This window comes from Kribbella sp. NPDC051620 (genome assembly GCF_044453825.1).
Classification (GTDB): Bacteria; Actinomycetota; Actinomycetes; order Propionibacteriales; family Kribbellaceae; genus Kribbella.
The window spans coordinates 910,293-924,053 of record NZ_JBITDB010000001.1 but is presented as its reverse complement, the minus strand read 5'-3'; the positions used below and the strand labels follow the sequence as shown (position 1 = coordinate 924,053).

General features: G+C 67.0%; 10 protein-coding genes. 7 read left to right on the top strand and 3 right to left on the bottom strand.

Translation table 11 applies throughout. The features are described from left to right. Positions 1-22: 22 nt before the first annotated feature. Positions 23-694, top strand: coding sequence for a TetR/AcrR family transcriptional regulator (locus tag ACIA12_RS03995; protein WP_396365307.1), 672 nt, complete (start codon positions 23-25; stop codon positions 692-694). On the opposite strand, the gene ACIA12_RS03990 is transcribed toward ACIA12_RS03995, so the two are convergent. Then, positions 691-1,653, bottom strand: a complete 963-nt coding sequence (locus ACIA12_RS03990) for an SPFH domain-containing protein (RefSeq protein ID WP_396365306.1) — start codon at positions 1,651-1,653, stop codon at positions 691-693. The genes ACIA12_RS03995 and ACIA12_RS03990 overlap by 4 nt on opposite strands. A 146-nt stretch (positions 1,654-1,799) precedes the next feature. After that, positions 1,800-3,041 (bottom strand): Gfo/Idh/MocA family protein, encoded by a 1,242-nt coding sequence (locus ACIA12_RS03985; protein ID WP_396365305.1) that lies wholly within the window; start codon positions 3,039-3,041, stop codon positions 1,800-1,802. Positions 3,042-3,115: 74 nt separating this feature from the next. On the opposite strand from ACIA12_RS03985, the gene ACIA12_RS03980 reads away from it, so the two are divergent. From ACIA12_RS03980 to ACIA12_RS03955, 6 genes are read left to right on the top strand one after another with little or no spacing between them, the layout of a single operon-like run. Further along, positions 3,116-4,276, top strand: a complete 1,161-nt coding sequence (locus tag ACIA12_RS03980) for an ROK family protein (RefSeq protein WP_396365304.1) — start codon at positions 3,116-3,118, stop codon at positions 4,274-4,276. Between the two features lie 57 nt (positions 4,277-4,333). Then, complete coding sequence (locus ACIA12_RS03975; protein WP_396365303.1) at positions 4,334-5,587, top strand: ABC transporter substrate-binding protein; 1,254 nt, start codon at positions 4,334-4,336, stop codon at positions 5,585-5,587. A 1-nt stretch (position 5,588) separates the two neighbouring features. Then, complete coding sequence (locus ACIA12_RS03970) at positions 5,589-6,491, top strand: carbohydrate ABC transporter permease (RefSeq protein ID WP_396365302.1); 903 nt, start codon at positions 5,589-5,591, stop codon at positions 6,489-6,491. Then, the gene (locus ACIA12_RS03965) at positions 6,484-7,296 is read left to right on the top strand and encodes a carbohydrate ABC transporter permease (RefSeq protein WP_396365301.1); all 813 of its coding nucleotides are present in this window, start codon (positions 6,484-6,486) and stop codon (positions 7,294-7,296) included. Before ACIA12_RS03970 ends, ACIA12_RS03965 begins: the two co-directional genes overlap by 8 nt. A 29-nt stretch (positions 7,297-7,325) precedes the next feature. Continuing rightward, positions 7,326-9,065, top strand: a complete 1,740-nt coding sequence (locus ACIA12_RS03960; RefSeq protein ID WP_396365300.1) for a DUF4832 domain-containing protein — start codon at positions 7,326-7,328, stop codon at positions 9,063-9,065. A 15-nt stretch (positions 9,066-9,080) separates the two neighbouring features. Next, on the top strand, positions 9,081-10,511 hold the full coding sequence (locus ACIA12_RS03955) for a DUF4832 domain-containing protein (RefSeq protein WP_396365299.1): 1,431 nt from the start codon (positions 9,081-9,083) through the stop codon (positions 10,509-10,511). A gap of 1,109 nt (positions 10,512-11,620) precedes the next feature. Here ACIA12_RS03955 and ACIA12_RS03950 read toward each other — a convergent pair. After that, a complete protein-coding gene (locus tag ACIA12_RS03950) occupies positions 11,621-13,636 on the bottom strand; it encodes a DUF222 domain-containing protein (RefSeq protein ID WP_396365298.1) in 2,016 nt (671 codons plus the stop codon). Positions 13,637-13,761 lie beyond the last annotated feature (125 nt).

Genomic DNA, 13,761 nt, shown 5'->3' with positions numbered 1-13,761 from the left:
TCGAGTGCACGATGATGGGACGATGCCTCGACCACTCGCGCCGCAAGGCCGCACCGGCCGGCCGCCGGTGACGTCCCGCGCCCAGATCCTGGCGGGCGCCCGCCAGCTCATCGACCGGGACGGCTGGGAGCAGCTGACGATCCGCAAGCTGGCCGCCGAGCTGGGTGTCGGCCCGACGACGCTGTACCACCATGTCCGGGACAAGGAGGATCTGCTGCTCCTGCTGATCTCGGCGTACCTCGACAAGGTCCCGCACCCCGAGCTGCCCAGCGCGCCGCGGGACCGGATGATCACCGCCGCCATCGCGATCCACGACAGTCTCGCGGCCTGGCCGTGGACCGCGGAGGTGCTCACCGTCGACGGGTTCATCGCCCGGCTGAACGAACCCACGCTCTGGTTCGTCGAGACCATCCTGGCCGGCGCGATCGACCACGGCTGCACGCCGCAACAGGCCGTCCTGATCTTCCGCAACATGTGGTACTACACGGCCGGCGAGATCCTCGTCCGCGCCCGTACGAAGGAGAAGGCCACCCCACCCGACTTCGATGCCTTCCTCAAGCGACTCGACGAAGCCGACCTCCCCCACCTGACCTCAGTAGCCCACCACTGGGACACCTGGGCCGCCCCAGACACCTTCGCCCTAGGCATCGAAGCACTAGTAGACGGCCTCCTGGCCCAGGCGACGTCGACCTAGGTACGCCCGTTCGACTCCACCTGCTCGGCCCCCGTCGGTCGAGCGACGGCCGACAGCTCCGCCACTGGCGGGGACGCTGTGGTCAGCTCCTGCGGAGGCGCGTCGCTTTGCTCAGCGTCCAGCACCGGCGTCGCCGGCTCCGATGCGGGCAGCTCCTCCGATGCGCCCGGCTCCTCAGATGCCGCCTTCGGCTTCGGGGCTTCTGCGGGTGTTGAGCGTTCGAGGAAGCGGAGGAGTTCGACCGGGAACGGGAGTACCAATGTTGAGTTCTTCTCGGCGGCTACCTCGACGACGGTCTGCAGCAGACGCAGTTGCAGCGCGGCCGGGTGGTCGGCCATCACCTCGGCGGCCTGGCCGAGCTTCTCCGACGCCTGCAGCTCGCCGTCCGCGGTGATGATCCGCGCCCGCCGCTCGCGCTCCGCCTCCGCCTGCCGCGACATAGACCGCTTCATCGTCTCGGGCAACGCGACGTCCTTGATCTCCACCCGCTCGATATGCACACCCCAATCGAGCGCGGGACTGTCGATCATCAACTCCATGCCCTGGTTGAGCCGCTCGCGGTTCGACAGCAGATCATCCAGATCGCTCTTGCCGATGATCGACCGCAGCGACGTCTGCGCCACCTGGGCGATCGCCGAGAGGTAGTCCTGGACGTCGACCACCGCCCGGACCGGATCGATGACGCTGAAGTACACGACGGCATCGACGCGAACCGTCACGTTGTCGCGGGTGATGCCGTCCTGCGCCGGAACCGGCATCGTGACGATCTGCATGTTGACCTTCTGCAGCCGGTCAGCGATCGGTACCAGCATCGCCAGCCCAGGCCCGCGGACCGCCGGCTGAACCCGGCCGAACCGGAAGACGACACCGCGCTCGAACTGCTTGACGACGCGGACGCTCAGCGCCGACCCGATCAGGCCGACGATCAGCGCAACGATGATGAGGTCGAGGATGATCATGTCCGCTCCCCGCACGAACCGACGCCACCGGCGGGGTGGATCCGGGCCGGCCTCAGCAAACTCGAGCGATCCGCGCCCTTCCAAGATAGCGCGCCACGATAGCGCGCGTCGGACCGTCAACGCCCAGGCCAACCTCACCGGCTGTTTCAGGTGGTCAGCGTGACCACCGTGCCGCTCGTTCGGGCCTCCTCGGCGGCCCAGACAACCCGATGCGTGGCGAGGCTCGCACCGGCGTCGGTGGGAAGCAGAGCCGGGTTGCCGGTCTGCACGGCGCGCAGGAAGGTCGCCGTCAGCTCCTGATCCCCACCGCCGTGCCCGTCGCCATCGGCCTCCGGTACTGCGAGCAGCTCCTCCTCACCAGTCCGGAAGTCCACCAACCGGATCGTCTGCCCATCGCCATCGAGGAACCCGTGCGTGCCGAGAAGCCTTGTCCTGCGGTGCTCCATCGGCGTGAACGCGCTCATCGTGAACGAGCACGTGCCCCCGTCGGGGAACTCCAGATTCACCACCTGGTGATCGACCACGTCGTTGTCACACGCGTACACACACCGCCCGTACGGACCGGTCCGCAACGCCTCGAGCACACCGGCCTCGGTGCGGTCGTCCGTCACCGCACCCAGCGGCCAGTAGTGCCGATCCGGGTCGGCCAGGCAGTCGAGGTAGAGCCGCTTCGCGGAGTACGGACAGGAAGATTCCAAGGGACAGTCGAGGCATCGCAGAGCGGCACCCAGTGGTCGCTCGGACGCCTTGAAGTGGGTCAAGCTGCCGAACGAGCTGACCCGCGTCGGTACCGCATCGAAGAGGTGCACCAGCCAATCGAGATCGTGGCACGCCTTCGTGAGCAGCATCGGCGCCGACGTGTCCGACCGCCGCCAATGCCCACGGACAAAGGAATGCGCCTGGTGCCACCACCCGACCGGCTCCAGGTGCTGGACGTTCACCAGCCGCCCGATCCGCCCGGTGTCGAGCAACTCCTTCAGCATCCGGGTGTAGGGCGTGTACCTGAGCACGTGGCAGACCGCGAGGATGATCCCGTTGCGCTCGGCCGCTGCCGCGATCGCGGCAGCCTCGGCCTCGGTCGTCGCCATCGGCTTCTCGAGCAGCAGGTGATAGCCGAGATCCGCCAGCCGCACGGCCGGGGCCGTATGCAGCTGGTCCTGCGTGGCGATGATCGCGGCGTCCGCCAGCCGGCCGGCATCGGCCAGGTCGGCCCAATCGGCGTACAGGCGATCGGCCGGTACTCCGAACTCAGCGCCGAGTGCCGTCCGTCGACCCGGATCGGGCTCGGCGATGGCGGTCACCCGAGCCGCTTGCGATGCGACGGCACTCCGGGCGTACAGCTGTCCGCGGAGTCCGCCGCCGACCAGGGCTAGAGTCACGCTTGTCATGGATTCCTTTCCCCGAGTTATAAAGGAGTCCATCATTATTGGCACTGATCGCGACGAACCTCAAGGGGTGGACGATGACCGAGGAACCGAGCGGCGGCGATCTGTCCAGACTGCGGCAGCTCAACGCGATGGCGGCGATCAGGGCGCTGCGCGACGACAAGCCGCTCACCTTGACCGAGCTGGCCAAGCGCACCGGGCTGTCCCGGGCGTCGACGGAGGACGTGATCCGCGAGCTGATCGGCCGCGGCTGGGTGGCCGAGGCCGAGCCGACCGCCGGTACGGTCGGGCGACCCGCGCGGCGGTACCGGTTCCGCGCTGACGCCGGCCGGGTGCTCGGCGTCGACATCGGCGGCCACACGATCCGCGCACTGGTCACCGACCTCGACGGCGAGGTGCTGGACTCCGCGAGTGTGCCGGTGACGCCTGAGCTCGGTCGCAAGGAACGCCTGGCCGCCATCGATCGCTGCGTCGTCGCGGCCCTCGCCGGAGCCGGCACCACACCGGCCGAGATCTGGTCGACCGGCGTCGCGACCACCGGCCTGGTCGACGGCACCGGCAAGGTCATGCTCTCCGACTCACTGACCGAGTGGACCGGCGTGGACCTCGCCGACCACCTGCGCCGGCTGGTTCCCGCGCCCGTCCGGGTGGAAAACGACAGCAAGCTGGCCGCGCTGGCCGAATCCTGGCGGGGCGTGGCCCGCTATGCCAAAGACGTGGTCTTCCTGCTGGCCGGCGTCCGCACCGGTACCGGCCTGATCATCGACGGCAAACTCCACCGAGGCTTCGGCAACGCCGCCGGCGAGATCGGAGCCCTCCCCGCCGTCGGCTGGCTCAAAGCCCCAGACCACCTCCGAGCCTGGACCATCAGCAATCCCACCACCAACTCCCCCGCACACGCGGGCGGCGATGAGTTTGGCGACGTGTTCGAGGCGGCCCGCCAGGGCGACCGCTCAGCCATCAAGGCCGTTCGGCGGTACACCCGGGACATCGCCATCGGGGTTTCAGCTCTGATCCTCACGCTCGACCCGGAACTGCTGGTGATCGGTGGTGGATTTTCCCGCTCCGCCGACGTGGTGATCGAGCCGTTGCGAGGCGAGCTGGACCGGTGGTGTCTGCGGACGCCGGAGATCCGGATCTCGACCTTCGGCGACGAAGGGGTGGTGCTCGGAGCGGTCCGGCTGGCGCTCGAAGAGGTCGAGACGAGCATGATCGAGGGTGCTAACCCCTTGACATAATTTCAATGGACTCCATGATTAGTCCCAATCACCGGGATGTTGTCTGGAGGACCCAGGATGCGATTGTCGAAGAGGCTGAGCGCGCTGCTGCTCGGCGGGCTACTGGCGGTTTCGGCCTGTTCGGGCGGTGGCGACGACAAATCGGCCGCCGACCCGAACGCGAAGGTCACACTCTCGTACGGCGTCTGGGACGCCAACCAGAAACCGGTGATGGAGGCGCTCGCCACCGAGTTCACCAAGACCCACCCGAACATCACCGTCCAGGTGCAGCTCACCCCGTGGGCCGACTACTGGACCAAGCTGAAGGCCGCCGCCACCGGCGGCGCCGCGCCCGACGTCTTCTGGATGAACGGCCCGAACTTCCAGCTGTACGCGTCCAACAAGGTGATCGCGCCGATGCCCGGCCAGGCCGACCTGTCGGTCTACCCGAAGCCGCTGACCGACCTCTACACCTTCGAAGGCAAGCCGTACGGGCTGCCGAAGGACATGGACACGGTCGGCGTCTGGTACAACAAGACGCTCTTCGACGCGAAGAAGGTCCCGTACCCGAAGGACGACTGGACCTGGGCCGACTTCAAGGACGCCACGGCCAGGCTCACCGACGCGTCCAAGGGCATCTACGGGACGGCGGCCCAGCTGGGCAGCTTCCAGGAGTACCAGTACGACACGATCGCCCAGGCCGGCGGCTACGTCATCTCGCCGGACGGCAAGAAGTCCGGGTACGACGACCCGAAAACCATTGCCGGCTTGACGTTCTGGACCGACCTGATCAAGAACAAGCAGTCGCCGGACCTGAAGACGATGACCGACACGACGCCGATCCAGCTCTTCGAGGCGGGCAAGATCGCGATGTACTGGGGTGGCTCCTGGAACGTCTCGGAGTTCACCGCGAACACGTACACCAAGGGCAAGGTCGACGTCGCCCCGCTCCCCCGCGGCGAGAAGCAGGCGACCATCATCCACGGCGTCGCCAACGTCGTCTCGGGCAAGACCGAGCACGCCGACCAGGCCTGGGAGTTCGTCAAGTACCTCGGCTCCAAGGAGGCTGCCGAGATCCTCGGCAAGAAGGGCCCGATCCCGGCGTACAACGGGACGCAGACCGCCTGGGTCAAGGCACATCCCGAGCTCAAGCTGCAGACCTTCCTCGACTCGGTCAGCTACGCCGTCCCGTTCCCGGTCTCGAAGAACACGGCCGCCTGGAACGAGGCGGAGCTGACGTACCTCACCAAGGCCTGGACCGGCGAGGAGCCCACCGACAAGGCCGCCACCGAACTCGCGCAGGCGATGAACTCGCTGCTCGCCAAGGAGTGAGATGCGGCGACCCGGTTCTGTGAAGGAGGCCCTGTGGGGGTACGCGTTCATCGCCCCCACAGGCCTGGGGATCGCGATCTTCTACCTCTGGCCGGTGCTGCAGACCGCGTACTTCTCGCTGACCGAGTGGGGCGCCTTCGGTGGCCACACCTGGACCGGGCTCGACAACTACCGTCGGCTGGGCAGCGATCCCGAGGTCGGCCGGGCACTGGTGAACACGCTCACCTACACCGGGCTCGGGCTGCTGAGCATCCCGCTGGCGATCGGCTTCGCGGTCCTGCTCAATCGCAAGGGCATGCGGTTCGTCGGCCTGTACCGGACCTTGTTCTTCCTGCCCGTCGTGACCATGCCGGTCGCGATCGCGATGGTCTGGCGGTGGCTCTACAACGGTGACTACGGCCTGATCAACTACGTCTTGTCGCTGGTCGGGATCGACGGCCCGAACTGGGTCGCTGATCCGGCAACCGCCCTGTATGCGCTGGTGGTGGTCGGCATCTGGGCCAGCGTCGGGTACAACCTGATCATCTTCCTGGCCGGGCTCCAGGCGATCCCCAAGGAGTACTACGAAGCCGCCGCGATCGACGGCGCCGGATCGTGGCGGCAGTTCTTCCACGTCACGCTGCCGTTGCTCTCGCCGACCGCGTTCTTCGTCTCGGTCGTGTCCGTGATCGGGTCGCTGCAGCTTTTCGACCTGGTCTATGTGATGGCGGGAGCCGGTGCCGGCGCGCGGGCGAACCCGGCGTTCCCACGACTGGAGACCGTCGTCCAGCTCTTCTACGACCGCGCCTTCGTCACCAACGACCGCGGCTACGCGGCCGCCATCGTGATGATGCTGCTGCTCCTGATCGTCGTGCTGACCGCGATCCAGTTCCGGTTCCAGAAGAGGTGGGTGCACTATGCGTAACAAGAACGTCCCGGTGCACACGATCCTGATCGCCTCGGCACTGGCGATGGTGGCGCCGTTCGTCTGGCAGATCATCACCTCGCTCAAGACGCTGAGCAGCGCGACGAGTGTCCCGCCGTCGCTGTTGCCGGAGGGTCGCTGGGACAACTACAGCAAGGTCTTCCAGGTACTTCCGTTCGGTCACCAGTTCCTCAACACGGTGCTGATGGCCGGGTTGCGCACGATCGGGCAGGTGCTGTTCTGCTCGATGGCCGCCTATGCCTTCGCCCGGCTCCGGTTTCCCGGCCGGAACGTGCTCTTCGGCGTACTGCTGTCGGTGCTGATGGTTCCGCCGCAGTTGTTCATCATTCCGCAGTACCAGATCATGTCGTCGCTGGGTTGGCTCAATTCCCTGCAGGCGTTGGTGGTACCGGGGTTGTTCAGCGCTTTCGGTGTGTTCCTGCTGCGCCAGTTCTTCCTCGGGCTGCCCAGGGAGCTCGAGGAGGCCGCGGCGATCGATGGCGCCGGGCCGGTACGGATCTACTGGTCGATCGTGTTGCCGCTGGCCCGGCCGGGGCTGGTCGCGTTGGCCCTGCTCGTCCTGCTGTGGTCCTGGAACGACCTGTTCTGGCCGCTGGTGGTCAACACCGACCCGGACAAGATGACGCTGTCAGCCGGGCTCGCCTCGCTGCAGGGGCAGTTCCAGACCGACTACCCCGTACTGATGGCCGGCTCGCTCCTTGCGTCCCTGCCGATCATCGCGATCTTCACGTTGCTGCAACGCCAATTCATCCAAGGCATCGCCACCACCGGAACCAAAGGCTGACCCATCTGACTGGAGAGGACCCACCGCCCATGAGGTCTCTGAAAGTGCTGGCCGGCGTCGTAGCCGGCACCCTGCTCGCCGGGCTTGTCGCCACCTTGCCCGCCTACGCCACGATCAGCAGTCAGTCCGCGACGAACACCGCCACGACTGTCACGTACCAGTTCAGCTTCACCGGCGCACCGACGTACGCGCGGACCTACGTCGACACGGATCGGAGTGCGTCGACCGGCTTCGCTACGGGTGGAGTGGGCGCTGACTACCTGCTGGAGAACGGCAGCCTGTACCACCACAACGGCGGCGGCTGGAGCTGGACGCTGGTCGGGGCGGTCACCTTCTCCAACTCCGGCGGGGTCGCTCGATGGACGGTGAACCGGTCGAGTATCGGTGAGAACGCGACGCCCAACGACGCCGATCTCGTCTTCCAGGTCGAGAGTCCGCTGGAGACGTCGGCGAAGTACACGCACGTCTACAGCGGCGGTGGCGGTGGTACCGGTGACGTGACGTACACGGCGTCGACCGACAACTTCGCGAATCCCGAGCGCGGGCTGTATCACCACACCGGCGACTGCGACAAGACCGACTTCTCGCTGGCGACGCTGCAGAGCTATCGGACCAGCCAGGGGATTTCGCTGGTGATGTGCGTGTTCTACCTTGCGGAGTACAGGAACTCCGCGATCGCGCAGTCGGCGCTGGATCAGCTCCAGCAGCAGCTCAACACTGTCCGGGCCGCGGGTCTCAAGATGGTTCTTCGGTTCGCCTATACAACCTCGACTGCCGGTGACGACGCGCCGCTGAGCCGGGTGCAGTCTCACTTGGACCAGCTGGCGCCGTACCTGAGCAGCAACAAGGACGTCATCGCCGTCATGCAGGCGGGCTTCATCGGCGCGTGGGGTGAGTGGTACTACACGCAGAACTTCGGCAACGCCGGGACCGTCACGACGACCGACTGGGCCAACCGCAAGGCGGTCGTCGACAAGATCCTCAGCGTGCTGCCGTCGGACCGGATGGTCCAGCTGCGGACGCCTGCGATGAAGCGGACGATGTACTCCACCAGCCCCGTGGCGGCCGGCTCGGCCTACAACGGCTCCCCGCTGTCGCGGCTCGGGCACCACAACGACTGCTTCCTGGCCAGCCCGGACGACTTCGGGACGTACCAGAACACTTCGGTCGAGTACCCCTATCTGCAGTCCGACACGACGTATGTCGCGATGGGTGGCGAGACGTGCGGATCGAACCCGCCGCGGTCGAGCTGCCCCACGGCGTTGAGTGAGCTCGCCCAGTTCCACTGGTCCTTCATCAACACCGACTACGAGCCGACCGTGCTCAACTCGTGGAGCAGCGGCGGCTGCCTCGCCGATATCACCAAGCGGCTCGGGTACCGCTTCACCTTGCAGACCGGAACACTGCCGACGACCGCCACCCGCGGCGGCAGCCTTCCGATCTCGATCACCTTGCAGAACAGCGGTTTCGCGACACCGTACAACCCACACAACGTCCAGCTCGTACTGCGCAACACGTCGACCGGCGCGATCACCGCACTCGCCCTGAACACCGACCCGCGCAAGTGGACCGCCGGCGCGACCACCACGATCTCGCAGACGCTCACCGTCCCCGCGAGTCTTCCCGTCGGCTCATATGCCCTGCTCCTCAACGTCCCCGACCCGCAACTGTCCAGCCGCCCCGAGTACTCCGTGCGCTTCGCGAACCAGTCCACCTGGGAAGCGGCGACCGGCATGAACTCGCTCCTGCGCACCATCACCGTCAGCTAGCCCTAGGAGTCCCCTGTGAAACGTCCACCTCTGAAACGGCTCGGTGTAGCCGTCGCTCTCCTGAGCCTGGCCCTGCCGACCCAGGTTGCCGTTGCCCATGGCAATGGAACGACCACCCGGACCTACACTGCGTCGACCGACGTGATCGCCAACCCCGAGCGCGGCTTCTACCACCATACGGAAACGCACTACTACGCCGACGGCTCGGGCTACACGCCGCTCGACCGGACGACGCTCACCAACTTCCGTACGCAGGAGAACGTCACCCAGATCCTGCGCGTCTTCTACCTGGAGAAGTTCGCCGGCCAGGACAAGCTCGACAAGGCCTACCTGGACAAGGTCCGCGCCGACTTCACCACCATCCGCGCCGCCGGCGTCAAGGCGATCGTCCGCTTCGCCTACGCGCTACCCGGCGAGGGCTGGCCGCCGCCCACGCCGTACGGCGATGCGCCCCTGGCCCGCGTCCTGAAGCACATCGACCAGCTGACCCCGATCCTGCGCCAGAACTCCGACGTCATCGAGCTGGTCCAGGAAGGCTTCATCGGCCTGTGGGGCGAGGGCTACTACACCGACCACTTCTCCGACCCGAACGATCCCAGCATCGTCACCGACCAGAACTGGGCCGATCGCAAAGCGGTGACCGACGCGCTCCTGCGGGCACTCCCCCGCGACCGGATGATCCAGGTGCGGACGCCGTACATGAAGCAGCGCACGTACGGCGTACCGACCGGCACAGCCGGAGCCCTGACCGCCGCGCAGGCCTACAACGGCTCGCCTGTCGCGCGGATCGGCCACCACAACGACTGCTTCCTGGCCAGCCCCGACGACTTCGGCACCTACCTCAGTGACCCGATCGAGCTGGACAAGGATTTCGTAGCCCAGGACAGCAAGTACCTTCCCCAAGGCGGCGAAACCTGCGCCGTCAACTCCCCCCGCTCCGACTGGCCGTCCGCATCGGAAGAGATGGCCCGCCTGCACTTCTCGTTCCTCAACACCGACTACAACCACGACGTCCTCGACACCTGGGCCGACGGCCTGACCACGGCCAAACAAAAGCTCGGCTACCGCTTCACGCTGCTGGACGGCACCTTCACCAACTCGACCCGCCCGCGCAGCAAGGTCTCCGTCACCTTGAATCTCCGCAACGACGGCTGGGCCGCGCCCTACAACCCACGCAAGGTCACCCTGATCTTCCAGGGCACCCACCACACCTACTCGGTCCCGCTCCCCACCGACCCCAGGCGCTGGGCCCCAGGCACAACCACCACCCTCAACCTGAAGGTCCCCGCCCCAGGGGCACCCGGCAAGTACAGACTCCTCCTGAAAATCGCCGACCCCCAACTCGCCAGCCGCCCCGAGTACTCGATCCGCCTGGCCAACCAGAACACCTGGCAACCCACCACCGGCAACAACGACCTCGGCGCAACCATCACAGTCACCCACTAACCGCCCGGACCCGTCTGGCGCTGCCACCCACCCAGCGCCAGACAACCCGGCCCCTTCAGCCTTTCGCATTCCGGACATCGAGAACTCCCCGGAACTCCACCGGCACCAAACTCCCCACCCGCACCGCCTCCACCGCAGACTCCGGCGGTAGGCGTGCCGGCCGATCCGAGCACCTAGGACGAGGCTGCTGCACCCGGGCACCTGTCGGCCCACGGATCGACACCGGCAACATCGTCAGCACTGATCCATAGGCGCAATCGCAACAAGCCCAACTGCAGTCCGAAGTCGGTACCAACACCCGCCACGCCGACGGCCGGATCGGTCCCAACACCCGCCACGCCGATGGCTTACCGGGCGAGTTAGGTATGCACCGGCGACCACCCGCGGCCCCAGCCCAGCCACCGGTACCTCGCGACCCACGCGCCGGGGTAGCTGTTCGCTGCGCGGCCTGGTGTGCGCCGGCGCACCGGACCCGACCGCCAGCTCATCAAACCCACACCCCACCGGCCCGGCACGCCCCGGCAACCGATGCCCCGCCACCGATTGATGGCCTGGAGATCCCCTACTGGTTGCCTAAGGCACCTTGTGCTTCACCTGAGCGTTCCCCGGCCACGGATCCACTCGCACTGAGCACAAAGTCGCCAAACACCGCCACCAGACCCTCCGACCAGCCGGCGGTGCTGACACCCGCTCGGCCGGTGGCCGCTGGTGATGATGCTGCCGCCGGGTCGGTCTCTGTGTCAGTGTTCAGCGGTACTACGGCATCCGTCGCCTGCCGCATCAAGGACCCAGTGTCCGCCGCCCCGACTGCTGTGCCCCCGCTAGTCATCGAAGGCCAAGGCTCAGCGCTCCGCTTCCCGGCCGACGTATGCCCGACGGTTGATAGACCTGGACCGGCATCCGTCGCCGCGGACGGTCCTTCGTCTGTGGTGGTCGACGGCGGCCAGGAATCACTGATCATCGTGGACGGTGCTTGTGGCGCCCGTTCGAGGCCAGGGGCCTATGACCGCTATCGCGATTGCTCACGCACGACTTCGCGTAGGCCCATCGTGCGGCCTGCGCGGGAACGGCCTGAAGCAGGGCGTCAAGCCACCGCACCTCCGGACCGGTCACCCCACGGGTCGAGAGCGGCCGCTTCTTCGGGGGGTGGTCCATGGGGCGTCGGTGAGCCCGTCCCGCGTGCGGATGGTTGTCGGCCCGGGTGTGGAGGGTGGAGTTCGTTCGCTGGTCGGGTTATCGCCCCAGGGATCGAGCGCTGCCATTTCCTCGGCGTTGATCCAGCCAGCATCACCGCCGTAGGTCCAGTTCGGTCCCGGTACCTGAGCCGAACCCGAAGCCAGCCCAGTAGCAGCCCGCCTGGATGTCGTGGCCGGCTTGGCATCGGTACTCCCATCGGCCCCCGCATCAGTCGGTGAAAGCGAGGACTCAGCCTCCATCGGCACGAGCGGTCCGTCCGCGGTGGTGGACGGCGGCCAAGCCTCAGTGGCCACCGCCGCAGGTCGTGCGTCCGTGCTGGCTGTTGAAGACCAGGGTTCAGCGCCAGCCGTGGTCGTGGGTGGCGTGGTTGCGGTGGCTGTTGGAGGCCAGGGGTCAGCGGCCGCCGTGGTCGTGGGTGGCGTGGTTGCGGTGGCTGTCGGAGGCCAGGGATCGGCAGCCGCCGTGGTCGTGGGTGGCGTGGTCGTCGCAGCCGTTGGAGGCCAGGGATCAGCAGCCGCCGCCGCAGGTGGTGTGGTTGCAGCAGCCGTTGAAGGCCAGGGGTCAGAGGCCGCCGTCGCGGGTGGTGTGGTTGTGGTAGCCGTTGGAGGCCAGGGGTCAGTGGCCACCGTGGTCGTGGGTGGTGTGCCCGTGGTGGCTGTTGAAGGCCAGGGGTCAGCGTCCCCCGTCGCGGGTGTGGTGGCGGGGGTGGTGCTGGGCTGGTTGAGTCTTTGGGCGGTGCTTCGGGGTGGTGGGTCGGCCCAGGATGGGCGGGTGACGTGGACCTGGTTGTCGGTGATGGTGATGGTCCAGTGGCCGTCGTGCAGCGAGGTGTGGTCGACGCGGCAGAGCAAGACCAGGTTGGTGAGGCTGGTGATGCCGCCGTCGAACCAGCTGACCAGGTGATGGGCGTCGCAATAGATCGGCGGGGCATGGCAGATCACGCAGCCCTTGTCGCGCTGGTTCAACGCGTTACGCAAGCCGTTGGTGACGTACCGGAACTCGCGGCCGACATCCAATGGCTGGCTGTCGGAGCCGAGCACGATCGGGATGATCCCGGCATCACACGCCAACCGGCGGATCGCGGCGGCAGAGAGACCGTCGCCGTAGGTCAGGTCACCGGTCGCCTGCCGGCCTGCCTCCACGAGGTCGTTGAGGTTGATCGTGACCGCGATGTGCGGCTTGATCCCGCCCCGGGTCGGCAGGTCACCCGAGGCCAGGGCGATGTCGAGGGCATCGACGAGGGCGTCGGCCTGGCGTTTGCCGCGCGGCCGGGGATCCTGGTCGCCGTCAGGGGTCTTGTGGGGTTTCGCGCCGGCCTGCAGAACGGTCTGCAGCTTCTCGGCGTTCTCGGCGGCCAGGTAGCCGCCGAACTTGACGCCGTCATCGGCCTTCTTCACCCAGACCTCTTCACGGGCCCGGGCGGCGTCTTCGCGGGGTTCGGGGCCGTCGGTGTCGAGGATGTTGCGGACCTGGACACCCATCGACTGCAACTCGCCGGGGTTCATGTGCCGGGCCGCCTCAACCATCTGGGCAGCGGCCGCGTCCAGCTGCTCGACGGGGACGTTCGCCTTCTTCGGGAGCTGCTCCAAAGCGGCCACGATCGCGCGGGCCTGGCCCTGGTTCAGCACTACCTCGTCGTCGCCGATCACCCTGGCCGGGGACGGAAGCGCGGCGGCGACCGCGGGATACTTGCGCAGGTTGACGGCGAACTTCACCAGTCGGCCGGCCTCGGCCAGGTCGAGACGGTACCGGGTGGAGATGAACCGGGGCAGGTCGTGGGCACCGAGGGTCTTGGCGTAACCGGTCTGTTCCAGCCGGTCCAAGATCTCCGTCTCGAGGCCTTGGAGGACAGCCAGCTTCGTGCGAGTGTCGTCGAGAAAGCACACCAGCTCCTCGTCGCTCATCATCGCCACCGCCCGATCATCCATACCCGCAACGCTAGACCACACCACCGACACTTTCAGACCGGAAAGCCCTTATCCACAAGGTGAATTCCTCACCACTTCAAACACACCAACGCAGATAAGTTGTTTGGCTCGTTGGTTGGTTGGCT

What these genes read in the sequence shown, in the direction of transcription:
- ACIA12_RS03950 (WP_396365298.1), bottom strand. Translation starts at nt 13,636, where the DNA reads ATGGATGATCGGGCGGTGGCGATGATGAGCGACGAGGAGCTGGTGTGC.
- ACIA12_RS03970 (WP_396365302.1), top strand. Translation starts at nt 5,589, where the DNA reads ATGCGGCGACCCGGTTCTGTGAAGGAGGCCCTGTGGGGGTACGCGTTC.
- ACIA12_RS03995 (WP_396365307.1), top strand. Translation starts at nt 23, where the DNA reads ATGCCTCGACCACTCGCGCCGCAAGGCCGCACCGGCCGGCCGCCGGTG.
- ACIA12_RS03975 (WP_396365303.1), top strand. Translation starts at nt 4,334, where the DNA reads ATGCGATTGTCGAAGAGGCTGAGCGCGCTGCTGCTCGGCGGGCTACTG.
- ACIA12_RS03990 (WP_396365306.1), bottom strand. Translation starts at nt 1,653, where the DNA reads ATGATCATCCTCGACCTCATCATCGTTGCGCTGATCGTCGGCCTGATC.
- ACIA12_RS03960 (WP_396365300.1), top strand. Translation starts at nt 7,326, where the DNA reads ATGAGGTCTCTGAAAGTGCTGGCCGGCGTCGTAGCCGGCACCCTGCTC.
- ACIA12_RS03965 (WP_396365301.1), top strand. Translation starts at nt 6,484, where the DNA reads ATGCGTAACAAGAACGTCCCGGTGCACACGATCCTGATCGCCTCGGCA.
- ACIA12_RS03985 (WP_396365305.1), bottom strand. Translation starts at nt 3,041, where the DNA reads ATGACAAGCGTGACTCTAGCCCTGGTCGGCGGCGGACTCCGCGGACAG.
- ACIA12_RS03980 (WP_396365304.1), top strand. Translation starts at nt 3,116, where the DNA reads ATGACCGAGGAACCGAGCGGCGGCGATCTGTCCAGACTGCGGCAGCTC.